22 protein-coding genes are annotated in these 24,366 nt (G+C 58.9%); all 22 read right to left on the reverse strand.

Going from position 1 to position 24,366, the window contains the following annotated elements; all coding sequences use genetic code 11:
• Positions 1–41: 41 nt before the first annotated feature.
• The 22 genes from AC2VNM_RS06355 to tsf all read right to left on the reverse strand — a co-directional run bounded on the left by AC2VNM_RS06355 (position 42) and on the right by tsf (position 24,340).
• Complete coding sequence (locus AC2VNM_RS06355) at positions 42–1,328, reverse strand: NAD(P)/FAD-dependent oxidoreductase (RefSeq protein WP_483165429.1); 1,287 nt, start codon at positions 1,326–1,328, stop codon at positions 42–44.
• Between the two features lie 116 nt (positions 1,329–1,444).
• Entirely contained in the window at positions 1,445–2,446 is a 1,002-nt protein-coding gene (locus tag AC2VNM_RS06360; protein WP_483165428.1) for an ABC transporter ATP-binding protein, read from the reverse strand.
• A complete protein-coding gene (locus tag AC2VNM_RS06365; RefSeq protein WP_483165427.1) occupies positions 2,447–3,235 on the reverse strand; it encodes a molybdate ABC transporter permease subunit in 789 nt (262 codons plus the stop codon). It abuts the gene before it with no gap.
• A gap of 132 nt (positions 3,236–3,367) precedes the next feature.
• Positions 3,368–4,726, reverse strand: a complete 1,359-nt coding sequence (gene tilS, locus AC2VNM_RS06370) for a tRNA lysidine(34) synthetase TilS (RefSeq protein WP_483165426.1) — start codon at positions 4,724–4,726, stop codon at positions 3,368–3,370.
• Positions 4,713–5,663: an acetyl-CoA carboxylase carboxyltransferase subunit alpha gene (locus tag AC2VNM_RS06375; protein ID WP_483165425.1), complete on the reverse strand. Its 951-nt coding sequence runs from the start codon at positions 5,661–5,663 to the stop codon at positions 4,713–4,715. The genes tilS and AC2VNM_RS06375 overlap by 14 nt, the downstream gene beginning before the upstream one ends.
• 12 nt (positions 5,664–5,675) lie before the next feature.
• Positions 5,676–9,167 carry a DNA polymerase III subunit alpha gene (gene dnaE / locus AC2VNM_RS06380; protein WP_483165424.1) on the reverse strand — a complete coding sequence of 1,164 codons (3,492 nt, stop codon included), beginning with the start codon at positions 9,165–9,167 and terminating at the stop codon, positions 5,676–5,678.
• Positions 9,164–9,754 carry a ribonuclease HII gene (locus tag AC2VNM_RS06385; protein ID WP_486913041.1) on the reverse strand — a complete coding sequence of 197 codons (591 nt, stop codon included), beginning with the start codon at positions 9,752–9,754 and terminating at the stop codon, positions 9,164–9,166. Before AC2VNM_RS06385 ends, dnaE begins: the two co-directional genes overlap by 4 nt.
• Positions 9,751–10,869 (reverse strand): lipid-A-disaccharide synthase, encoded by a 1,119-nt coding sequence (gene lpxB / locus AC2VNM_RS06390; RefSeq protein ID WP_483165422.1) that lies wholly within the window; start codon positions 10,867–10,869, stop codon positions 9,751–9,753. Before lpxB ends, AC2VNM_RS06385 begins: the two co-directional genes overlap by 4 nt.
• On the reverse strand, positions 10,866–11,972 hold the full coding sequence (locus AC2VNM_RS06395; RefSeq protein WP_483165421.1) for a DegT/DnrJ/EryC1/StrS family aminotransferase: 1,107 nt from the start codon (positions 11,970–11,972) through the stop codon (positions 10,866–10,868). Before AC2VNM_RS06395 ends, lpxB begins: the two co-directional genes overlap by 4 nt.
• Before the next feature lie 14 nt (positions 11,973–11,986).
• Positions 11,987–12,946 carry a Gfo/Idh/MocA family protein gene (locus tag AC2VNM_RS06400; protein ID WP_483165420.1) on the reverse strand — a complete coding sequence of 320 codons (960 nt, stop codon included), beginning with the start codon at positions 12,944–12,946 and terminating at the stop codon, positions 11,987–11,989.
• Positions 12,943–13,725 carry an acyl-ACP--UDP-N-acetylglucosamine O-acyltransferase gene (gene lpxA, locus AC2VNM_RS06405; RefSeq protein ID WP_483165419.1) on the reverse strand — a complete coding sequence of 261 codons (783 nt, stop codon included), beginning with the start codon at positions 13,723–13,725 and terminating at the stop codon, positions 12,943–12,945. Before lpxA ends, AC2VNM_RS06400 begins: the two co-directional genes overlap by 4 nt.
• Complete coding sequence (fabZ, locus tag AC2VNM_RS06410; protein ID WP_215871086.1) at positions 13,722–14,168, reverse strand: 3-hydroxyacyl-ACP dehydratase FabZ; 447 nt, start codon at positions 14,166–14,168, stop codon at positions 13,722–13,724. Before fabZ ends, lpxA begins: the two co-directional genes overlap by 4 nt.
• Positions 14,169–14,176: 8 nt before the next feature.
• Positions 14,177–15,223: a UDP-3-O-(3-hydroxymyristoyl)glucosamine N-acyltransferase gene (gene lpxD, locus AC2VNM_RS06415; protein WP_483165418.1), complete on the reverse strand. Its 1,047-nt coding sequence runs from the start codon at positions 15,221–15,223 to the stop codon at positions 14,177–14,179.
• On the reverse strand, positions 15,220–15,753 hold the full coding sequence (locus AC2VNM_RS06420; protein WP_483165417.1) for an OmpH/Skp family outer membrane protein: 534 nt from the start codon (positions 15,751–15,753) through the stop codon (positions 15,220–15,222). The genes lpxD and AC2VNM_RS06420 overlap by 4 nt, the downstream gene beginning before the upstream one ends.
• Positions 15,753–18,095 (reverse strand): outer membrane protein assembly factor BamA, encoded by a 2,343-nt coding sequence (gene bamA, locus AC2VNM_RS06425; RefSeq protein ID WP_483190170.1) that lies wholly within the window; start codon positions 18,093–18,095, stop codon positions 15,753–15,755. Before bamA ends, AC2VNM_RS06420 begins: the two co-directional genes overlap by 1 nt.
• Positions 18,096–18,100: 5 nt before the next feature.
• Positions 18,101–19,459 carry an RIP metalloprotease RseP gene (rseP, locus tag AC2VNM_RS06430; protein WP_483190167.1) on the reverse strand — a complete coding sequence of 453 codons (1,359 nt, stop codon included), beginning with the start codon at positions 19,457–19,459 and terminating at the stop codon, positions 18,101–18,103.
• Positions 19,460–19,472: 13 nt separating this feature from the next.
• A complete protein-coding gene (gene ispC / locus AC2VNM_RS06435) occupies positions 19,473–20,636 on the reverse strand; it encodes a 1-deoxy-D-xylulose-5-phosphate reductoisomerase (RefSeq protein ID WP_483165415.1) in 1,164 nt (387 codons plus the stop codon).
• Positions 20,633–21,433: a phosphatidate cytidylyltransferase gene (locus tag AC2VNM_RS06440; RefSeq protein WP_483165414.1), complete on the reverse strand. Its 801-nt coding sequence runs from the start codon at positions 21,431–21,433 to the stop codon at positions 20,633–20,635. The genes ispC and AC2VNM_RS06440 overlap by 4 nt, the downstream gene beginning before the upstream one ends.
• Complete coding sequence (gene uppS, locus AC2VNM_RS06445; protein ID WP_483165413.1) at positions 21,418–22,182, reverse strand: polyprenyl diphosphate synthase; 765 nt, start codon at positions 22,180–22,182, stop codon at positions 21,418–21,420. The genes AC2VNM_RS06440 and uppS overlap by 16 nt, the downstream gene beginning before the upstream one ends.
• A 3-nt stretch (positions 22,183–22,185) precedes the next feature.
• A complete protein-coding gene (frr, locus tag AC2VNM_RS06450) occupies positions 22,186–22,746 on the reverse strand; it encodes a ribosome recycling factor (RefSeq protein ID WP_483167233.1) in 561 nt (186 codons plus the stop codon).
• Positions 22,743–23,471, reverse strand: coding sequence for a UMP kinase (gene pyrH / locus AC2VNM_RS06455; protein ID WP_483165411.1), 729 nt, complete (start codon positions 23,469–23,471; stop codon positions 22,743–22,745). The genes frr and pyrH overlap by 4 nt, the downstream gene beginning before the upstream one ends.
• Complete coding sequence (tsf, locus tag AC2VNM_RS06460; protein ID WP_483165410.1) at positions 23,471–24,340, reverse strand: translation elongation factor Ts; 870 nt, start codon at positions 24,338–24,340, stop codon at positions 23,471–23,473. The genes pyrH and tsf overlap by 1 nt, the downstream gene beginning before the upstream one ends.
• Between the last annotated feature and the right edge of the window lie 26 nt (positions 24,341–24,366).

Raw genomic sequence — 24,366 nt, forward strand, 5'->3', positions numbered from 1 at the left:
TTGGACAGGACAGAGGGCTAAAGAGCCCCCTGCGTCTTGCTTCAGGCGGCGAATACCTTTTCTGCCAGGAGCTTGGAGGCATCGAGACCCCACTCCGGCATCTTGCCGCGTGTCTTGAAGAAGAGATTTTTGTACTGCATCTTTAGCAGGAAGGGGACATGCCCCATTTTCAACACCTGATCGGGACCGCCAAACCAACTGTTCGAGCGAATATAGAACGCCTGATTCGCGCCCATGTCACCAATGCAGTAGACCACGGGCTCGAGCTCTTTATCGGCTTCCGCAGCACTCATGCGGCCAAGGTCCTTGGCGATTTGCTTGGCGACGATTTCCCCCTCGGCATGACCGATTCCGCCCAGTTTGGGGACGGTGATCGCTGCCGCATCACCGGCCGCGAAGACATTGGGATATTTGGGATTACGCATGGTGGTATCGGTAACCACAAAACCCTCACTGTCAGAGATCGGCAAGCCTTTGAGGAAGTCGTGGGGCACCCAATCGGGAAAGATGATTTTCAGTTCCGCCTCGATGTTCTGGCCGCTCGCCAATTCCACACCATCTTTGCTGATCCGGGTGATGTCCTTACCGTTGTTGACATAGTTAAAACCCATGCCAGAGGCAATTTTCAGCAAGTTGCCAACCACCTGCTCGCCGGCGTCCTCAGCAATCATGCCTGCAGGAGTGAACACGGTGACCTTCTCTGGACCACCCATGCCATGCTCCTTGAGCCAAGTAGCCGTTGCCAACATGGTTTCCACTGGTGGGCCCTCGCAAGCGGCTTCGGCACTGGGGAAGGCATGGCCACCATAGAGCTTGATGTCCTTCGTGCCATCCCCCTGATGGAAGCGCGCCGAGCCGATGGCCACCGGTCCGCCCTTGTATTCGTTATGCAGATAGCGGCGCAACTTGTTGCCATAATAAAAATCGGTGCAGGTATGACCATGCTCGGCAAAACCTTCGATCTTGTCAAAGGCCAGACGATTGCCCACGGCTACGACAACATAATCGTAGTGGAGAGACTCGCTAGCCGCTCCAGGCCGTTCATTGGGCACAAAGTCCACCCGTTTGGCATCCACATCCAGCGCTTTCACTTCACCCTGGATGAAATCGATGTCATCTTCCGCCAGCGTGCTGCGTAAATCCATAGACAAGGTCTTGCTCGGGTCCCGATCCTCATAGACTTCCGCCGGAATATTCGGAACGAAGAGCAGATAATCCTTGCGGTCCAGTACGGTGATGCGCACCGTGTCGCCACAGTATTGCCGGATCTTTTGCGCAGAACCGAGACCAGCAAAGTTACCTCCCAACACAACGATATGCGGTTTCATTCGTTACACTCCTCCGTTTTCATCGGAAAAAACGATCTACCTTTTTACTATAGTCCAGAAATTTCGTTTGTGTCGGAGAAACAAAATACAAATAATAATGAGATATCGTTATAGGCTTACTCTTTCTTCCATAAGAGCAGTTTTTCTGCGGGAAGCTGCAGATACAGCGTACGCGGGGGGTCGCTGCGGTCCTGGGCAAGAAAACGACCGCGCAAAGACAACGGCGGCGCCGTCACAAAACGCTGCCAAAGTGGCTGCCGGTGCCACTCCACCACTTCGCTGACGATCAGATTTTCGGCGTCAGCGTCTTTGGCATCCCGCAACAGGACGTGCTCGGCACGGATGCCGAGGATCACCTCCTCCCCCGGAGAGTGATCCGCCATGCCCGTTGCCCGCAAGCGGCGCGAGTGTACGCGGACCAGATATTCCTGCTTGGAGAGCTTTTCTTCGACCCTGCCGGTAAAAAAGTTTTCCATCCCGAGCATTTGTGCAGCCTGTGGATTGGGTGGACAGGAGAAAATTTCGGCAGGCTCCCCGTCGGCCTGGATTCTTCCATCCTGCAAAATGGCCATGCGTTGCGCTGCTGCACAAATACTTACATCGTGAGTAACTACGAGTAGTGGGATGGAAAAAATGGCGGATTCCTCGCTAAGGGCAGCGATGATTTCGTCGCGAGTCTGTGGATCCAGTGCCGATGTGGGCTCATCCAGCAATAATAGCTTCGGTTTGCGGGCGATGGCCCGCAACAAGGCGACGCGTTGCTGCTGGCCACCGGAAAGAGCCGCGGGATATTGCTCCGCGAAGCGCGACATGCCAATCCGTTCGAGCAACTCCAGTGCCGCCTGGCGCCGGTCACGCTCGCGCATGGGGAAGGCGATGTTCTGCCAGACCCTGAGGTGGGGAAACAGGCGGTATCCTTGCGGCAAGTATCCCAGCGGACGCTGTTCCGTAGGCAGATGGCCCCAGGGCTCCACCCGTGCCGGCAGGAGCCCGAGCAGGGCACGCAAAAAGGTCGTTTTGCCTTCGCCGGAGCGCCCGAGGAGCACGGAGAGGCCCTCCACCTCCAGGGAGATGTCGAGAGCAACGGGTGTATCCGTTTGACAGTGTAGGGCCAGCATTTAGAGCAGGGCCTGCCGGCGGCTGCGTAAGCGAATCCATAGCGGCAAGGGAATCGCCACCAGAAAGAATACCCAAAGCAAGGGATAGACGGCACTCAGACCAATGTCTTCCAGGTTTTGGTAGATCTTCACCGGAATCCCCATGGGGTAGTAGGCAACGATCAGCACCACGCCAAATTCACCCATCGCTCGTACCCAGGCCAGGGCTATTGCTGCAGTCAAGCCGTTGCGAGCCATCGGTAGCGTAACCAGCCAGAAAGTCTGCCAGGAAGATTTGCCCAAAGTATGGCTGATTTCTTCGAGATCGGTGGGAACGCCTTCGAAGGCAGCACGTGCCGAGAGGACATAATACGGCATAGCGGCATAGACCTGGGCCATGATGAAGGCTGGTGCGGTATTGACCAGTCGCAGTCCCCAATGTGAGAGAAATTGTCCTACGCTTGCATAGGGTCCGAAAAAAGAGGCCAGGAGAATGCCGAGCGCCAGTGGCGGGGTGAGCAGCGGCAGGAGAATCAAGGCGTCGACGATGGGACTCCAGCGATATCGGCGGCGCGCCATCCACCAAGCAAGCGGCGTACCAAGCAATATGCAGAGGAGCAAGGCGGTGCCGCTGTATACCAGAGAAGTGCGGATGGCGTGCAGGTCGTTGGGAGCAAACTGCAGGTGCTGCCAGTCCAGGCCAAAGAACATCTCGGAGAAAGGTGCGATCAGGATGACCAGGATCGCCAGGGAAAACAGCAGTAGGGGCGCCTCAAGGGGAAGGCCACGCGACGACCCGATTCGCTTCATCGACAGAGTAACGCTATATTGTATGACATATAGCCATTATTTCCAAAAAAGCGAACGGGTGTCCAGTCAGGAAAGCGCTCCACGATAACACCCGGCTCCCTTGCACAGCATGTCCCTTGGATCCGTGCCTCGTCATGAATTCGCCGTTGTGCGGATAAGGTCCACCCAAAGGACTTCTTTTTCCGGCAGAGCCGCTTTGCGCAGGTAAAAGCCGGGAATCCAAAGGATTTCCTCTGTGTCTGTCCACAGAATGGGCACGTCGTCGCGCAGGAATGGGGGGATGCCAAGTTCCAGAAAGAATTTCTTCAGAGGACGTTGATGTCCGCTAGAATTCCGATAGCGTGCGCCGGCTCGCCGCGCGCTCCAAGTTAGCGTGCGTCCGTGCAATTCTGCCCCGCCGACAATGACTGCGCCTTCACTGAGTCCCTGCGCTGGCCCTGTTGCCTGTCCCCAGCACCAGCGAAACCCAGCGCCCCGTCCGCAAGGTACCTGCGGTCTCCACTCCTGGGCAGGAATTTTATGGTGGGGAACATTTTGCCATACTTGGACCCGCTGTCCCTGACGCCAAGCGCGCAGATCCGCTAGCTCCACCCGTCTGCCGCCTTGGGATGGGCCAAACAGCTGCCGGAGTCGCTCCAAGGACTGCCGGTCTGGGACATTCATCCCCAGGTCGCGGAGCCAACAACGCAGAAAGACTCGCTGCAAGGCTGGTGCCCACTCTTTCACAAAGTCTACGGACAAGACTCGCTCAACTGCGCCGCCGGGCCAACAGAGCATGGCCTGCTGGGCGTACCAGGCGTCTTCCACGGCCAGCTGGTCGGCGATGTTTGCAGCGCTACGGGCGATACTCACCGATGCCTGCGACCAGCCGAGCTCGTGTAACAGTGGCCATATCCTCTGGCGCAGACGCGCCCGGGCGTAGCGCAAGTCGCTGTTGGCAGGGTCTTCCAGCCAGCGGATACCCTGCCGACGCAGATACTGGCGAAGCGTCGCCCGTGTCAGCTCCAAAAAGGGCCTCCCGAGGGTACCTGCCCCCAGTCGACGCCGCTCCGGCATGGCCGCCAGGCCGTCGATTCCGGCACCGCGCAAGAGCTGCAACACCAGGGTCTCCGCCTGATCATCCAGATGCTGGGCGCTCAATATCCAGTCCCCTTCCTGCAACTGCCCGGCAAAGAGGGCGTAGCGACCGCGGCGGGCGCGATCCTCTGGTCCCTCACCCTTCTGCTCTGCCGGCAAATCCAGGATCTGGCAGGGATAACCATAACCAGCTGCGAGTGTCGCCACGTGCTCCGCCCAGCGCGCGCTATCTGGGTGCCAATGGTGGTTGACGTGGAGAACTTCAACGCGCAACGCAAGCGCATGGGCGGCATGCAGAAGGGCGGTGGAATCGACACCACCACTACAGGTCAGAAAAAAGTGTTGCTCTGGGGATAGCTGCCAGTCGAAAAAAAGTTTCTGCCGTAGTTCTTCCTCCGGCTCAGGCAGCGCCAACGACACCATAGTGCATCAGACGTTCGTAGCGATGGCTGAGGAGCCGCGCAGTTTCCATCCCCTTCAATTCCTGTAGGTGGCGCTCCAGGCTCGCAGCGATGTTCTCATACACGAGTTGGATATTGCGGTGGGCGCCACCGAGGGGTTCGTCGATCACCTCATCGACCAGTCCGAGGGACTGCAGGCGACGGGCAGTGATGCCCAGGGTTTCCGCCGCTTCTGCAGCCTTGGCAGCGTCTTTCCATAAAATCGAGGCGCAGCCCTCCGGCGAAATGACCGAGTAGACGCTATATTCGAGCATCAGTAGGCGGTCACCAACGCCGATTGCGAGAGCCCCGCCCGACCCCCCTTCGCCAATGACCAGCGAGATGATGGGCACCGCGAGATCAGACATGACTGCCAGATTGCGGGCGATGGCTTCACTCTGGCCGCGCTCTTCGGCACCGATACCGGGATAGGCGCCAGGGGTGTCGATAAAGGTGAGTACGGGCAGGCGAAAGCGCTCTGCCAAGCGCATCAGGCGCAGGGCCTTGCGATAGCCCTCGGGACGCGGCATACCGAAATTGCGCTGGATCTTTTCCTTGGTATCCCGCCCCTTTTGTTGCCCAATCCAGAGGATGGCCTGCCCCTGAAAGCGGGCAAGCCCCCCAACGATGGCAGCATCATCGGCATAGGCGCGATCGCCAGCGAGCACTTCTACGTCGGTAAACAGCGCATGCACATAGTCCAGGGTATAGGGGCGCTGCGGATGACGCGCTACCTGTACAGTCTGCCAGGCAGTCAATTTACTGTAGAGCCGTTGCAATTCCTTGCGCGCCTTGTTTTCCAGACGCTTGATATCCTCCTGAATACCCGGCTGATTGAGCGCCTTGAGCTCCTCTACCTTGCCCTCGAGTTCGGCGATGGGTTGTTCAAAGTCGAGATATTGCAGTTTCACCCGTTCTCCTTATCAGGCTGTACGTTGTCGCCGCTGCCGCTCGTCGCGCAGAGAGACAACATTGGCAAGCAGATTCATTGGCGAGGCATATTGCCACTCTTGCCGATCGCGGTCGAGCAGGGCATCGAGTGCGGCGCGGAATTCGCTGCTGGCAGAGATTCCTTGCGGGCAATCGAGTATGGCCCGCGCCTGTCCATCAGCAACGGTCAGTGCGATGCGCACCTGGCATTCGCCGGGATGCATTAGCAGTAATTCTTGTAGTTTCCCGATGTTGAGTGGCGACGCGTCGATGTGCAATACAAGGAGGCGTGCCAAGGCAAGCTGGGCTTCTTCCCAGCGCAGCAGACGCTGGGCGGTCAGTCGCAGACCTCCAGAGTAGCTGTCTTCGCTGGCCTCCGCCAAAAGCAGCAGCGGCTCATCGTCGGCAATCTGACCATTGAACTGCCGCCAGGTTTCCGCAAATACCACCGCCTCGGCGCGCCCGCTTTCGTCTTCCAGGGTGAGAAAGAGCATGCGATCGCCGCGCTTGGTGCGCATGTTGCGCCGGGCCACCGGCATACCCGCAACGAAGACCGGCTCGCCAATGGCAATCTGACCTATCTCCTGCACGCCAAGCAGCTGCAAGTCGGCACGGACGACCCGCAGCGGATGATCACTCAGATAGAAGCCGAGGACCTCCCGTTCGCCTGCCAAATGATCCCGATCATCGATCTCTACGGATACCAATGCCGGACTCGCTTGCTGCACCTGACTTTCTGTATCGAAAAGGCTGCATTGCGCGCTGGCTTCCTGACGCTGCTGCTGTTGCGCCGCCTCGAGAAAGCGGTCCAGGGAGGCCAGCAATTGCGCCCGTGGCAGTCGAAAGGCGTCCAAAGCTCCTGCCTTGATCAAGGCCTCGAGACTACGCCGATTGACCCGCTGCCCATCGAGACGGCACAAAAAATCGAAGAAATCCTGAAACTCACCTGTCTCGCGGCGCGCCTCGACGATGGCCTCCACGGCGCCCCGACCCAAGCCCTTGATGGCCCCCAAGCCATAGCGCAACCCGTCGCCCTCGGGCCGAAATGCGAGTTCACTGCGTTGTATGCAGGGTGGCAAGATGCTCATCCCCATCCGCCGGCATTCGCTGATCATTGCCACCACTTTGTCAGTATGATCCATGTCGGCGGTCAATACGGCGGCCATGAAGTGACGCGGATAATGGGCCTTCAGATAGGCGGTCTGGTAGGATACCAGGGCATAGGCGGCCGAGTGCGACTTATTGAAGCCATATTCGGCGAACTTTTCCATCAGATCGAAGATTGCGGTCGCCTGATGCACATCGATGCCATTCTTCGCGGCTCCGGCCAGAAAAATTTCGCGCTGCTTGGCCATTTCTTCCGGCTTCTTTTTGCCCATGGCGCGGCGCAGCAGATCCGCGCCACCGAGGGAATAGTTCGCCAATACCTGGGCGCACTGCATCACCTGTTCCTGATACACGATTACCCCGTAGGTTTCCTTGAGGATCGGCTCAAGCAGTGGATGGGGATAGACGACCTTGGCCTTGCCGTGTTTGCGCGCAATGAAGTCATCGACCATGCCGGATTGCAAGGGTCCGGGCCGGAACAGGGCCACCAGCGCGACGATATCCTCGAAATTGTCCGGTTGCAGGCGGCGGATCAGATCACGCATGCCCGAGGATTCGAGCTGAAACACCGCCACCGTATCAGTGGATTTGAGTTGGGTGAAGGTGGCGGCATCATTGAGGGGCAGCTTGGCAATATCCAAGGGCTCCTGCCCTGCCGCCCTGCGCTCGGCGTTGATGCCGCGCAGGGCAATGTCGATAATGGTCAGGGTCCGCAGCCCCAGGAAGTCGAACTTCACCAGCCCCATTTTCTCGACATCGTCCTTATCGAGCTGGGTGACGTTGCCGCCGCCCTCCGAGCCGTCGGTAAACAGTGGCAGTCGGTCGGCCAGGGGCTCGGGGGAGATCACCACGCCACCTGCATGGGTGGAGGCATGGCGCGGCAGTCCCTCCAGGCGCAGGGCGATGTCCAGCAGCTCGCGCACATCGTCTTCTTCCTGCTGCCGACGCCGCAATTCTTCGGATTCTTCGAGCGCCTTGGCCAGGGTCATGCCGAGGTCGCCGGGCACCAGCTTGGCGAGCTGGTCAACAAAGCCATAAGGCAGATTGAGCACCCGACCCACGTCGCGTACCACCGCCCGCGCCTTCATGGTACCAAAGGTGATGATCTGCCCTACCCGATCACGGCCATATTTTTCGGCAACGTACTGGATGACGCGATCGCGTTGCTCCATGCAGAAATCGACGTCAAAATCGGGCATGGAGACCCGTTCCGGGTTGAGAAAGCGCTCAAACAGGAGGGCATTGGCAATGGGATCGAGATCGGTGATCCGTAGGGCATAAGCGACCAGGGAGCCGGCTCCGGAACCCCGTCCTGGCCCCACGGGAACACCGTGGTCCTTGGCCCACTGAATGAAATCGGCAACGATGAGAAAATAGCCGGGAAAGCCCATCTGCAGGATGACGTCGACTTCGCGCAGGAGTCGCTCGCGATAGGGCAAGGCTTTCTCATCATGGATACCCAGGCTCTGCAACCGCTCTGCCAGCCCCTGCTCTGCCGCCTTGCGGAAGTAGACCTCGATGGGACTGCCATCGGGAGTGGGAAAATCCGGCAGGGTATATTGGCCGAGGGTCAAGGTCAGATTGCAACGCTGGGCAATTTCTACCGTATTGGCGCAGGCCTCGGGGAGGTCGGCAAAGCGTGCCAGCATCTCGGTAGCGCTGGGCAGGCGATGTTCCGGCGTAAAGCGGCGGGGGCGGCGCTCGTCGCCGAGCGTGTATCCAGCGGCGATACACTGTCGAGCGTCGAAGGCGGGAAAGTCTTCGGCGTCGAGAAAATGGGCGTTATTGGTGGCAACCAGCGGCAAGTCCAGTTCCAACGCCAAGGCCACCGTGGCCTCGTTCAAAGCCTCTTGCTCCGCCTCGCCATTACGCTGGATTTCGATGTAAAAGGCATCGGGAAAGAGTTCCTGATACTGCCGGGCAAGCGCCCGCGCGCGCATCGGATCGCGCAGCAGAACTTGCCCGATCTCACCTTGCCCGGCCGCCGATAGGGCAATCAGGCCAGTGCGATCTTCTTGCTCCAGCCAGGAGCGCTGGATCCGCGCCTTGCCATCTTGTAACCCCTCCAGAAATGCCCGGCTGAGCAGATGACTCAGGGCACGAAAGCCATCGCGATTGCGACACAGCAGCACCAGACTGCTGCCGCTCTCCGCGCCCTCGCCTTGCAACCAGAGTTCTGCACCAATGATCGGCTTGATGCCTTGGGCGCGTGCGGCGTTGTAAAACTTCACCAAGGCAAAGAGATTACCGTGATCGGTGATGGCGACCGCTGGCATGCCTTGTTCGGCGCAGCGTTGCACCAGTTTTTTAACGGGGATGATCCCGTCTTCGAGGGAATATTCCGAGTGCACGTGCAGGTGGACAAAATCCGTGCTCATTGTCTCTCTTCCAGCATCCCTTCCAGTATCCGCGCCACCGGCGCAAAGCTGCGGCGATGGATGGGGGTAACGCCAAAACGTCGCAGCGCCTCCAGATGCGCGGCGGTACCATAGGCCTGATGGCGGCTGAATCCATAGAGAGGATACTGGCGGTCCAACAAGGCCATCTCCCGGTCCCGTGCTACCTTGGCGAGGATACTGGCAGCAGCGATGGCATCCACGCGATCATCACCTCCTACCATAGCCTCCGCCTGCCACTGCGGCAAGACACGGTTACCGTCCACGACGATGTGTCGTGGACGAATCGGGAGCGCTCGCAGGGCGCGATCCATGGCCTGCAAAGTGGCCGCGAGAATATTGTGCCGCCCGATCTCCCAGGTGCCAGCGGAAGCGATAGCCCAGGCACGCGCCTCGGCACGGATCTGCTGTGCCAGACGTTCTCTTTGGGGGGGACGCAGCTTTTTCGAGTCACGCAGGCCCGCTATCGGTCGGGCCAGGATCACCGCCGCGACCATCACCGGTCCCGCCAATGGCCCCCTGCCCGCCTCATCAACGCCGGCGACGTCGCTGCCCCTATGCTCCATCATTCCTGACCCAAAAGAGTGCGCCGCAATGCCGCGGCGATGCTGTCGCTATCGTCTCCCTGCAGCAGCCCGCGCAGGGGCTTCAGGGCTTGCTCCTGCTCCGCAATGGGCAGCTTCTCCAGCTCCTGCACCACCCGCTCTGGGGTGATCTCTGACTGCAGGAGCTCGGGGTATACTCGACGCTGCAGGAGGATGTTGGGCAGGGCGATATGCGGTACGCGAACCAAGCGTTTGGCAATAGCGAAGGTCAGCGGCTGCATGGCGTAGAGAACGATAGCGGGACGACCGAGCAGCGCCGTTTCCAGGGTTGCCGTGCCTGATGCCACCAAGACGCGCTCGGCCGCCGCGAGCAGCTCCGTACTCTGTCCGCAGACCTCCTGAATCTGGCCTGCTAGCGGACCAGCCCGCTCCCGCCACGGCAGGCGTAGCTCCTCGCGCGCCAGGGCGACGACGATCTGCCAGTCGGGATGCGCCTGTTGCCACAGCCGCGCCGCCTGTGCCATCGGCGCGGCAAGTCGCTGCAGCTCGCTACGCCGGCTGCCGGGTAACAGGGCCAGAATTGGTCCATCCGCCAGAGCCAACTGTTGTCGTGCCACTTCTTTGCCTGGCGCTGCCGCCGTCTGCGCCAGCAGGGGATGGGGCAGCAGCTGCGCAGGGATTCCAGCCTCTTCGTAGAGAGGGCGCTCAAAGGGAAAGAGCAGAAAGATTTCGTCGATGCGCTCGCGGATCTGACGGATACGCCCTTGGCGCCAGGCCCAGATTTGTGGACCGACCACATAAAGCACTCGGATCCCCAGGCGCTTGGCCTCCCGGGCGACGCGCAGATTGAAGGCGGGGTGGTCGATCAGCAGCACCGCATCCGGGCGTTCGCGTTGCAGGTAGTCGCGAATTTGTCGGAACAGGTGCCGCAGGCCGCCATAGTGGCGTAACACCTCCACCAGGCCCATCACCCCCAACACTTCGCCGTCAGCGATATTGCGCACCCCAGCGGCTTGCAGGCGACTGCCGACCACGCCCTCCCACTGCATTTCGATCCCTGCCGCCCGGCAACGCATCAGAAGATCGAGGCCCAGGCTCTCTCCTGAACGCTCGACCGCAATGAGGAAGGTTCTGTTCATTCGCCGTGCAGATGTGCGCGTATCACTCCGGCAATGCGCTCCACTTGCGCAGAGCTCAGTTCAGGAAACATCGGCAGGGACAGAACCTTGTCTTTCAGGCTCTCGGCTACCGGGCAATGGCTCGGCGGCAGATCGGCAAAGGCCTGCTGCTGGTGGCAAGGGATGGGGTAGTACACGCCGCAGGCAATTCCCTCGGCATGCAGACGGGTACGCAGGGCGTCGCGATCTGCGATCTGAAGGGTATATTGATGAAAGACATGCTCGGCGCCGGCCCGGCGCGCGGGAATCTGCAGAGGCAAGTCCTGCAAAGCGGCATCGTAGAGGCTGGCAGCCTGTTGTCGCCCGGCATTGTAGGCATCGATGCGCTGGAAGAGTTTGCGCAAGATCAGGGCCTGAATCTCATCGAGGCGGCTGTTGTAGCCCAAGACCTCGTGTTCATAGGTCCGCCAGGAGCCATGGTTACGCAGGCCACGCAGACGCGTTGCCAGGGCTTCGTCGTTGGTGAAGACCATCCCCCCGTCCCCTGCCCCACCCAGGTTTTTGCTAGGGAAAAAAGACACACAGGCGAGTTGCCCAAAACTACCGACACGTTGGCCATGCAGGCGTGCGCCGATGGCTTGGGCCATATCCTCGATCACCGGAATGCCGTGTTGTTCCGCGAGTTGCAGAAGCTCGGGCATGGGCGCGGCTTGACCATAGAGGTGCACCGGGATGATGGCGCGGGTACGGGATGTGAGCAGCGGCGCGATGCCTGCCGCCGTCACACAGAAATAGTCGGGATCGACATCGGCAAATACCGGGGTCGCGCCAACGTAACGTACCGCCTCGGCCGTGGCGATGAAGGTAAAGGTGGGGACAATGACCTCATCGCCAGGACCGATATCCAGGGCACGCAGGGCCAGCAACAGGGCATCGGTACCCGAAGCACAACCGACGCCATGCGCAATACCGAGATATTCTGCCAGCTCCGCCTCGAGGCCACGCCCTTGCGCGCCCAGGATAAATCCTGCCTGATCGAGTATCTCCCCGATCCCGGCAAGGATCTCCTCCCGCAAGGGTGCGAAATGGGCGCGTAGATCGACCATGGGGATTTGTTGTTCCATTACCTGTTCTTCCTCTACGAATACGAGTCGGCGGAGGCCGACAAAAAGTCACTGACCGACTGCCGGACGGCAAGGGCTGCGGCGAGTGCGGCGCGTCCTTCGTGGCCCGTGCACAGCGGCATTCTTTGGCCGGAGACGGCACCGAGAAAGGCCGAGATTTCGCTTTCCAGGGCATCGCGCGGCTGCAGATCAACCACATCCTCGACCACCCCCGGAATGCCCGGTACCTGCCCGGCACCGCGGCGGTAAAAGGTCAGGCGGTTTTGCAGAAAATCCACCGAGGCATAGCGATCTGGCCAGAAAAGGCGCATGCGCCGCACTGCTTCCCGCACCACCCGCGAAGCGGCAAGATTGGCCACACTGCCATTGCTCAGGGTCACCCAGGCATTGGCCATGTCGGCCTGTTCGGTGACGGCGGCGACACCCACCGCGCGCATTTCCTGCGGCTCGGCAGCAGTAAGCATCAGGACCAGATCGAGATCATGGATCATCAAGTCCATGATCACATCGACATCGAGGGAGCGCGGCTTAAATGGCGCCAGACGCTCGGCCTCGATGTAGCGGGGCGCGGGGAGCCTCTGTTCCCGCAGGTACTGCATGACCACCTGGGCGCGCTCGATTTGCCCCACCGCCAGGATCACTCCCTGCACATCCGCCAAGCGAAGCAAGTCGTCTGCTTCGACGAGGGTGAAGGTAAAGGGCTTTTCCACCAGGCAATGGACCCCGCGAGCGATTGCCTCACGCGCAACTGCGTGGTGCTGCAGCGTTGGCGTGACAATGGAGATGGCGTCGACCGCAGCCAGTAACTCCCCCAGATCAGAAAATGCGCGGCAACCCAGCTCTTGCGCGACGCTTTGTGCCCGCTCGCCATCGGTGTCATAGACCCCTTGTAACTGCGAAACTCGGGCATATTTTTGCGCATGGAAGCGTCCCAGGTGCCCTACCCCGACGACGGCTGTTCGTAGCTGTTTCACGGCCGCGTAATCCCCCGCTTGCTACTGCGAATGAAATCGAGCAACCGTGTAATCTCGGGGGCGTCGGGGCCTTCGCGCAGCAGTTCCTCCATGGCTTCCTCCAGCAGCTTGCCGGAACGAAAAAGCAGGCGGTACGCGCGTTTCAGGGTGTGCACCTGCTCTTTGCTAAAGCCCCGCCGGCTAAGGCCGCGCACGTTGATCCCGTGTAATTGCGCATGGTTACCCGCGGCCATCATGTACGGCGGGATGTCCAGCGGCGCCATGGTGCCGCCGCCGAGGATAGCGTGCGCGCCGACACGCGCGAACTGATGGACTGCGGACAGACCACCTAGGATGGCGTCGTCCTCCACGATGACATGGCCCGCCAGGGTCGCAGCATTGGCCATCACCACCCGATCCCCGATCTGGCAGTCATGTGCCACGTGGCAATACGCCATGAACAGGTTCTGAGAGCCGATCCGCGTCACCCCACCGCCCTTCACGGTACCGCGATTGATGGTGACGAACTCCCGAAACGTATTGCCGGAACCGATCTCCAGCCGGGTATCTTCTCCGCGATAGCCAAGATCCTGGGGTGCCGTACCGATGGAAGCGAAGGGAAAGATCTGGTTACGCGGGCCGATCCGCGTGGGCCCTTGCACGAGCGCGTGGGCGTCCACCCGACAGCCTTCGCCGATTTCCACTTCTGGGCCGATGACCGCAAACGCTCCAATGATACAGCCGTCACCGATCTTTGCAGCAGGGTCGACCGCCGCCCGTGCGTCGATCTGCGCTTTCATGCCTCACGCTCACGTAGGGTCGCCATCAGCAATGCCGACGCGACTTCCGTACCGTCTACTGTTGCTACCGTCTCCATCTGCCACAACCCCGATTTGCGTCGAGCGACCTCGGCAGAAAGAATCAGTTGATCACCAGGAGTCACCGGCTTGCGAAAGCGCGCTTTGTCGATGCCAGCAAAATATACTGCGGCGTTCTCCCCATATTTGTCCTCGGAAACGAAGGCCAGAATGGCTGCCGCCTGGGCCAGAGACTCGATGATCAAAACCCCAGGCATCACCGGAAAATCGGGGAAATGGCCCTGAAAATGCGGTTCGTTCATGGTTACGTTCTTGGCCGCACGCAGGCTTTTGCCAATCTCGATCTGCAAAATTCGATCAACGAGGAGAAACGGGTAGCGATGCGGCAACCGACGCAGGATCTGATGAATATCAAAACCTTCCATGAAGACTCCTAAGTAGAAGAAGAATCGTGCGCTGCCTTGGCCGCACCGCGCAAGCGCCGCAGAATACCATCGAGGCGGTTGAGCTGCGCAATAGTACGTCGCCAAGTCCGTGCATCCTGGGCGGGGATCACCCCAGAATAGACGCCAGCTTGCCGAATGTCATGTGTGATGGCGCTTTGTCCGGCAATCACGGTACCATCGGCAATGTTGATGTGACCGGCAAAGCCGACCTGGCCGCCGATGCGGCAGCGGCATCCAATCCGAGTGCTGCCAGCAATCCCGGTCTGTCCGGCAATCACCGTGTCTGCGCCGATGACGACGTTGTGGCCGATCTGCACCAGATTGTCGATTTTTACTCCGTCCCCGAGGATCGTGTCAGCCAGGGCACCACGGTCGATACAGGTGTTGGCACCAATCTCTACCCGTGCGCCAATAATCACCCGTCCGACCTGGGGGATTTTTTCGTAGCCCGCCTCGGTTTGTGCAAAACCGAAGCCATCAGCCCCGATCACAGCATTACTGTGGATGATGCAATGCTCGGCGATGCGCGACTCGGCAAGGACCTTGACACCGGGATACAAGTGGCAAGCAGCGCCAATTTCCACCCCAGGCCCGATGACTACCCCACTTTCCAGCCACACCCCAGGACCAATTTTCGCTCCGGAGCCGATCTGTACAAAATCCTCGACGCGGGCACTGGGGTCCACATCGGCATCTGCGGCGATCCTCGCATCCGGCGAGCGCCAAGGCGTCAACGCTTTCTCTGGATACAGGAACTGCATTGCCTGCGCAAAACTCGCATAGGGATTTTCACTCCAGATGGCTGCGCCATCGTATTGTTCTGCATGTTCTGGAGAAAGAATCAGTGCGCCGGCGCGGGTCTGTGCCAGTAATGGTAGATATTTGCTGTCCTGCAAAAAGCTGAGTTCATCTTCCTGCGCAGATGACAATGGCGCCATAGCGCGAAATTGCAGGGCTGCATCCCCACGGTAAGGCAAGCCAAGGGCCTCAGCCAGCTCTTGCAGGGTGTAGACTACCCGCGCCGGGGCACTCATTTTTGTCTCCCGGCTTTCGGCTTCTCCATGGCGGCCACCACCTGTTGCGTTAGATCGATTGCGCCGCTGACGTAGAGAACCGACTTGTCATTCAAAATCAGCGTGTAATGGCCCCTCTTTCCAATCTCTGAGACCACCCGAACCAGGCGTGCCTGGATATTTTCGAGGATTTGGTTGCGTTGCAGATTTACCTGATCTTGGGCTGATTGTCGTAGTTTTTGCAAATCGAGGACCATCCCCTGCAACTGTGCCTCGCGTTTCTGCCGCTCTGCATTATTGAGCTTTGGAAAGTCTTCCTCCAGACTCTTCTGCGCGGCAACGATCTGTTGTTGTTTTTGCTCGATCGCCTTTTCCTTCTCGGCAATGAGCGAATTGAGGGCCTTGGCTCCGACCTGCGCCTCAGGCAACTCGCGCAATGCCTTGTCCAGATCGACAAAACCGATCTTTGGTGCGTCCGCCAGCGCCCAGGGCGCGGCGAGAATACCGCAGCCCAGGACGATACAGCCGCGTAGCCACCACCGACGGAACATCAGAAGGCGTTACCCACAGTAAACTGCAGCGGCTGGGTAAGATCACCCGGCTTCTTGTTCAAAGGAATCGCCACGGACAGACGCAACGGTCCGAGCGGGCTGATCCAGAGTAGGCCGATGCCCGCTGTAGTGCGCATCTCGCCAAAATTTGGAAAATAGCCATTTGAATAGGCGTAGTTCGTGGTACTGCCATCCACTGAATTGACGCCGTACACCCAGCCACTGGCGACGAAGGCGTTCAGGCGAAAATTCTTGTTATCTTCCAGACCTGGTAGCGGAAAATACAGATTGGCGTCGAGGAGAAGTTCGCGGGTACCCCCCACTGGGTAGCCATCAATCTGCGGGCCCACGGCATAGGTCTGATAACCTGGAAGCGTCAATGGACCGCCAAGATAGAAATTATTGAAGAACGGCACTGGCTTGCCGGAAAAGCTGTTGATGAAGCCGTAGCGCATCCCCAGGCCGCCACTCAGCCACGAGGTAAAGGGATGGTAATAGTTGGCCTTCACTTCGGCTTTGTACCAGCGGAGGTTCCCCGGCGGCACCGCTGCCTTCAGATCGAGGCTGGTGTACAAACCCTTGGTGGGGAAGATTGGCGAGTTGGTGGTGTTGTACACCAATTGATTGCCCAAAGTAACAGAATTCGTCGAATTTCCATAATTGTCGATATAATTCTGATAGAGAGGGATCGGATTGCTGGTATCCAGGGTGATGTTGGTATGCGTAAAACCCAAAGACATATAGTCGTAGACGTACTCCAGCACCGGAATTCCCAGGGTGACGGAACCGCCCAGATCCACTTCTTTGTAAGGCGCCACTGCCAGCGTGGAGAGATTGGTATCGTTGCGGAATACGTTAAAGCCTAAACTGATGCCATCTGGAGTGAAATACGGGTTGGTATAGGACAGATTGAACGCGCTGCCGAGGCCGCCGACGTTAGCCGAAAAAGACAGGGCATTACCAGTACCCATAAAGTTTTTCTGGGTGATGGACCCGTTGAAGAGGAATCCTTGGGCATTGGAGTAGCCCACTCCCACACTGAACGAACCCGTTGGCCGCTCGTCCACGGCAACATCCAGATCCAGCTGGTCCGGATGTCCAGGCACGGGCACGGTCTTGGTGGTAATATTTTGGTAGAACCCGGTCTGTTCCAGACGCAATTTCGAGCGATCGATCAGACTGCGATTGTAGAGTGAGCCTTCCATCTGTCGGAACTGCCGCCGCACCACATAATCCATGCTGCGATTGTTGTTGCTGATGTCGATGCGCCGAATATAGACCCGATGCCCGGGATCCACCTGGAAATTCAGGGCTACTTCGTGGGTCTTTGGATCGACGGTAGGCACTGGTGTGGTATTGGCAAAGGCGTAACCATAATTACCCAGTTCATCGGCAATGGCTTTATTGGTTGCCAAAATCTTTGCCTTGGAAAAACGTTCGCCGGGATGAATTTCTATCAGTTTTTCCAGCTTGCTCTGCGGTAGAATGAGATCACCCGTCAGACCTACCTTACTGACATGATAGACATGGCCTTCGTGAATATTGACCGTAAGATAGACGAAGCGACGGTTCGGGGTAATCTGCACCTGTGACGATTCGATGGCGAAATTTAGATATCCATGGTCGAGATAAAAATTGTTCAGCTTTTCCAGACTCTTGGAAAACTTCTCCTGCGAATACCGGTCGTTCTTGCTGAAAAAGGAGAAGGCATCCGGCGCACCAATGGAGAAGAGGCCGCGCAAACGATTTTCGCTGAAGGCATGATTACCAATGATGTTGACCTGCTTGATGGTCGCCTGCTGTCCCTGCTCGACATCAATCTGGATCGCCACCCGGTTGCGCGGCAGGGTCTTCACGTGCGGTGTGATTTTCGCATCATAATACCCCATCCCCTCGTACTGTTGCTGCAGTCCCTGGACCACCTGATCGAGAGTTGCCTGGTTGAAGATATGCCGCACTTCGAGCCCGATTCCTTTCAGGGTGGACTTCACTTCATCCTTGGAAAAGGCCTTGATCCCTTTGGTCTCGATGCTGGCGATAATGGGACGTTCCTTGACCACGACGACCAGATCATCGCCGGAACGCGCAATGCTGACGTCCCGAAAAAAACCGGTGGAGTAGAGGTCCTGCACCGCCTTTTGTGCCAGGGCGTCGTCTACCGATTCGCCGATGTGGATCGGCAGGTAGTTATACACCGTCCCCGGCGTAATATGTTGTAATCCTTCGATCTCGATATTGTGTACGGTAAATGGGGTAAACGCCCAAGCGGGGACGATGGTGGAGGCACAGAACACCACTGCGGACAGGGTCAGGGCCCGGGTGGTTCGGGGTGAAAGGCGCATTTTCTTCACGGTTTCAACATTCTCACTGTGTCGTTGTACAGGGCGAGGAATAGAAGCATCAGGATCAGCACTATACCGATCATCTGTGCTTTTTGCATCCATTCGGGAGGCAGGGGGCGCCCCCGCAGGAGTTCGGCAACGGCAAAGACGACATGGCCACCGTCAAAGATGGGCAACGGAAAAAGATTGATGACCCCGAGACTGACACTCAGCAAGGCAAGGAAACTCAGATACGGGGTGAAGCCCGCGACGAAGGTCTGCCCGGCAACCTCGGCAATTCCGATCGGTCCACTGATGTTGCTCGTTGACACGGTACCCTGAATCATTCGCCAGATCATCTCCAGAGACAGGCTGGTAACCGTCCAGGTCTGCCGTGCCCCGTAAACCATGGCGGAAAGCGGATCACGACGGTGCTGTACGATGAGTGATTTTGGCAAAGCTGCCAAAGTGATGCCCAGATAACCCTCCGTCTTGCCCTGGGCAAGCACAGTCTGCAAGGAGACCTCGCCGCCATGCACTTGTCCCTCTGGATCCTGCCATTCGATCCGTACTACTTTGGCGGGTTCCGCCTCGATTCTTTGCACCACTTCCTGCCAGCTGAATGTCTTGTGCCCAGCCACCGCAGTGATCTTGTCGCCCGCACGCAGACCGAGACGAGCAGCCGGGCTATGGGACATGACCGACCCCACCACTGGGGGTAAATAGGGTCCTACTCCTAAAACCTCCGTGAGAAATCCGGCACCCACACTGTCTGCCGGCAGCTTTTGCAGAGGTAGGTCGATCTGCCCAACGCGCCCAGAAGCATCCCGCACAATGAGTTGCGCTGGCTGCTGGCTAACCGCAGCTGTCAGCAGATGCTGACGAAAATCTTGCCAATCATGGATCTGCGCGCCGTTGATCTGGACAATACGATCGCCGATCTGTAGGTGGCTGTGTTGCGCGACAAAGCCATGGGGATCAATACTCCCGATAATTGGCGCAATACCCGGAATGCCGATTACGCCGACCAGCGCATACAACAGAATGGCAAGCAAAAAATTGGCTCCTGGTCCCGCCACGGCAATCAGTATCCGCTTTCCGGGTGCGAGGGTATTGAAGGCCCGTCCCCGGTCTGCCAGCGGCAGAGTTTCCTCGGGATTTTCTTCGAGCATCTTCACATAACCGCCGAAGGGAATGGCCGCCAAGCGAAATTCTGTCGCGTCCTTGCCGAAGCTACGTTGCCAGATTGCCGGTCCAAAGCCGACGCTAAAGCGCAAGATGCGTACACCGAGGGAGCGGGCAACGAAGAAGTGCCCGGCCTCGTGAAAGGTCACCAGGATACTGATGGCAATGATGAAGGCCAGCAGGGTTGTCAGAATACCCAAGAGCGATTCCGCCTCAGGCCGCACCCGCCAGAGAAATGGCTTGCCGTGCCTGCACCCGCGCCTCCGCATCGATGGCCATTACGGCATCTAGATCCGTAGGTGTGGCTGGTTGATAGGCCTCCAGTGTTGCTGCGACAACCCGCGCAATCCCTGGGAAGGAGAGCTCCCCATCGAGGAAGGCCTGCACGGCGATCTCATTTGCGGCATTGAGCACTGCGGTGCTGGCCGATCCCCCGGCAATGGCCTGAAATGCAAGAGCCAGACAGGGAAAGCGCTGCAGGTCTGGTTCTTCGAACTGCAGTGCCGGTCCACGCGCCAGATCCAGGGAGGAGACACCACTCGCGATACGCTCGGGATAGGCCAAGGCATGGGCAATCGGCGTGCGCATATCAGGGTTCCCCAATTGCGCCAGCACCGAGCCATCGAGATATTCGACCATGGAGTGAATGATACTCTGCGGATGAATAAGCACGCTGATCCGATCCACCTGCAGATCAAAAAGCCAGCGCGCCTCGATGACCTCCAGGCCCTTGTTCATCATGGTCGCCGAGTCCACAGAGATTTTGCGTCCCATGACCCAGTTGGGGTGGGCGCAGGCCTGATCTGGCGTGACGCGTTGCAGTTCAACCAAAGGTGTTTGTCGAAATGGGCCACCGGAGGCGGTGAGAATGATGCGACGCACTCCTCGCTCGTCACCAAAGCATTGGAAAATGGCGTTGTGCTCACTGTCGATGGGGAGCAGCGTGACCTGATGGCGGCGGACTTCCGCCATGAACAGCTCGCCCGCCATAACCAGACATTCCTTGTTGGCGAGGTAGACCTTCTTGCCCGCGCGCACCGCCGCAAGGGTTGGTAGCAAACCGGCAGCACCCACGATCGCTGCCATGACCTCGTCGACGCCGGGATAGGTAACGGCTTCCTGCAGGGCCTCTTCTCCGCCTGTCACCTTGATGCCAGGTTGGTCGGCCAGCGCTTCCCGAAGACGGCGGGCGGCGGCGGCATCGCGCATGACGGCCAGTTTTGGCTGATATTGGCGGCAAAGCGCGGCCATTTCCTCGACTCGTCGGTTTGCGGTCAGCACCAACACGTGGAAGCGCTCCGGGTGCCGGGCCAGTACATCGAGGGTGCTCTTGCCAATGGAACCGGTCGCGCCGAGGATACAAATTCCGCGAGTCATACTTTCCCCCAGTAAATCAGTATGCTGACAAACACTGGCAGCCCGGCCGTCATCGCATCGATGCGATCGAGAATGCCCCCATGGCCAGGCAAGAGCTGACCGCTATCTTTTTTTCCAGCGGCGCGCTTGAGCAGGCTCTCAAAAAGATCTCCCAACACAGCAAATATGGCTACCACGAGGCCCAGCCCGGCCCCCGACAATAGGTCCAGTGGCTGCCAGGACCACAGCCAACCCGCCCCCAGTGTGCCCACAAGCGCACCGCCGAGCAAGCCGCCCCAGAGTCCGGCCCAAGTCTTGCCGGGGCTGAGCCGGGGGACGAGGCGTGTCCTACCGAAGTGCTTTCCGGCAAGCATCGCCAGCACATCGGTCATAACGACGATGGCAAGGCCCCAGAGTAACAGGATGGGGTGCCGCGCCTGCAAATACACGGCCAGCCAAAACGCCGGCAAAAGCACAGGCAGTGCAGCCCAACGCAACCAGCGGGACGCAAAGATCCCGCGCCGCATCACCCTTGCCAGCAATGCCAACCCTAAGAACCAGAAGGCAACTCCCAGTAGTGCCACTGCGCCCGGCCAATTGCCATGCATCGGCCAGAACACTCCGGCTGCCAGCAGGAAAAGAGCGACGAACGCCGCCCAAAAGCCGGGCCAACGCAGGGCAGTCAGCTGCGCCCATTCCCGGGCGGCAAGTCCTAGAAAGAGGCTCAGAATAGAGAGAAAAAGCCAGTGGTTTCCGTACAGGAGCAGCGGAACGAAGAATGCCAGCAGGACGAACGCGGTGATCAGTCGCTGGCGCAAGCATCTTCCTGAACTTGATCGCCGGTGCGGCCAAAGCGTCGCTGGCGTTGGGCAAAAGATTTGAGCGCAAGATCCAGGGCATTGCCGTCAAAGTCCGGCCACAGTGTCTCGGTAAAATAGAATTCGGTGTAAGCCAATTGCCAGACGAGGAAATTGCTGATGCGTTCTTCGCCTCCAGTGCGGATGAGCAGATCCGGCTCCGGACTGTCTGCCAGACACAACTCAGCGGCGATGTCTTCTTCACTGAGGGCGTCCAGGCTACGCCCGGCCTGCAGACATTTGGCGGCTGCGCGTTTACTGGCCCGGGTGATGTCCCAGCGACCGCCATAATTTACTGCAAGATTCAGGGTCAAACGGCGATTTCCGGCAGTAAGATTCTCCGCATCCCGAATCAGAGCTTGTAGATCTGCAGCCAGATGACTCTGATCACCAATGATGCGCAGACGCACGCCATTGTCGTGCAACTTCTTTGCCTCCCGCCGCAACATCAAGCGAAAGAGATTCATCAGCAGGCGCACCTCAAGGGGCGGCCGTCGCCAGTTTTCCGTGCTGAAGGCAAAGAGAGTGAGATGCGCGATCTGCGCATCGACACAGCGTTGCACCATCTCGCGCACGACTTCTGCACCACGCCGGTGTCCGGCAACACGCGGGAGATGCCGGCGGTAGGCCCAGCGACCATTGCCATCCATGATGATGGCAATATGCTGTGGCCGTTGCTTGGCCAGTTTCTCGGCGTGGCTCAAGGACAAGACTCAGACCTCCATCAGGTCCGATTCTTTTGCCTCGATCACGCCCTCGACCTCATCAATGAAGCGGTCAGTGAGCTTTTGAAACTCTTCCTCTGCCCGCCGCTCTTCATCTTCAGAAATCAGTTTGTCTTTGAGAAGATTCTTAATCTGGGTAATGGCATCCCGACGGATGTTGCGAATGGCGACGCGCGCTCCCTCGCCCTCCGCCCGCACGATCTTGGCCATTTCCTTGCGCCGCTCCTCGGACAGCGGTGGCAGCGGCACCCGCACATTGTCCGACCCGGCAACGGGGTTGAGTCCCAGGCCGGCATCACGAATCGCCTTATCGATCTTGGGAATCAAATTCTTCTCCCAAGGCGTCACCACCAAGGAGCGGGCGTCGGCCACGCTTACCGAAGCCACCTGCGACAAGGGCGTCGGACTGCCATAGTAATCCACCTCTACAGCATCCAGAAGCGCTGCATTGGCGCGCCCGGTGCGCAGCCGGGAGAGCTCGGTCTTGAGCGACTCAATGCTCTTTTTCATCCGCGTTTCCGCGTCCTTTTTCGTTTCTGCAATACTCATGATACTGCACTCCGTACCGTGGTGCCCTCTTCCTCTCCCTGCAAAACGCGCAACAAGGCGCCAGCCTTGTTCATGGAGAAGACCACTATGGGCATATCATTATCACGACACAAGGTAATTGCCGTTGCATCCATTACCTGTAAGCCCTGTTCCAATACCTGATCAAAGCTCAGTTCGCGGTAACGCATAGCATCAGGGTTGCTGACGGGATCATCGGTGTAGATACCATCCACCTTGGTGCCCTTGAGTACCAGCTCCGCATTGATTTCCACGGCGCGCAGGCTGGCTGCGGTATCGGTGGTAAAGAAAGGATTGCCGGTGCCAGCAGCAAAAATGACCACCCGCCCTTTTTCCAGATGGCGAATGGCGCGTCGGCGGATATATGGCTCGGCAACCTGTTCGATATGCAGGGCCGATTGCACCCGCGTTGGCAGACCCAGATGTTCCAGGGCATCCTGCACGGCCAGAGCATTCATAACCGTGGCGAGCATACCCATATAATCCGCCGTCGCCCGATCCATGCCTTCTGCAGCTTTCGCCATGCCGCGAAAGATATTACCACCGCCGATGACTACCGCCACTTGCACGCCAGCGTCGGCTACCTCTTTGATTTCGGAAGCCATCCGCTGCACTACCGCACGATCGACGCCATACTGGCCGTCGCCCATCAGGGCCTCGCCACTCAGTTTGAGCAGAACCCTTTGGTATCGCAGCGGGGCCTCCATCAGCTACCCCGAACCTGGGCCATGACCTCGCTGGCAAAGTCCGCCGTGGGCGCCTTCTCGATGCCTTCGCCGACCTCGAAGCGGGCGAACTCCAGCACCGTGGCATTGCCGGCTGCCTTGAGCAGATCGCCAACCGTCTGGTCAGGATTCTTGACAAAGGGTTGACCGGTCAGAGCAATCTCGTTGAGGAATTTGCTCATCCGCCCGGAAACCATCTTCTCGATGATCTCCCGTGGTTTGCCAGAGTCTGCCGCCTGGGCAATGAGAATTTCCTTTTCCTTGGCAACCCGCTCGGCTGACACGTCTTCCGGCCTCACCACCTCGGGACGGGAAGCTGCCACATGCATGGCCAGGTCGCGCCCGAGCTCTTCCGAGGCATCCCCCGCGATGGCGACCAGCACGCCAATGCGGCTGCCATGCTGATACGTTCCAATCCGACCGGAATCGACGCTCATGTGTTGCACCCGGCGCAGGGCAATGTTTTCGCCCAGCTTGCTGACCAGGCTCTTGCGGGTCTCTTCGATCTCGCCAGCCGCCAGATCTTCCAGGGCTGCAGCCTGGGCCAGAGCGGTTTCTGCACAACGCCGGGCAAAGGCAACAAAGTCGTCGTTCTTGGCGACGAAATCGGTCTCGCAGTTCAGCTCGACAATGACCGCCTTGCGTTGATCGGAGCTACTCGCCACGGTAACCACGCCTTCTGCCGCAACCCGACCCGCCTTTTTGTCGGCCTTGGCCAAACCGCGCTTGCGCAACAGATCGATGGCGGCATCCATATTCCCCTCGGCTTCGCTCAGCACGGTCTTGCATTCCATCATGCCCGCACCGGTACGCTCCCGTAGTTCCTTGACTTGCTGTGCCGTAATGGCCATCTCTTACCCCTTAATTCTGCAAAGAA

The sequence above is a fragment of the Acidithiobacillus sp. TH-A67 genome, assembly GCF_057473545.1.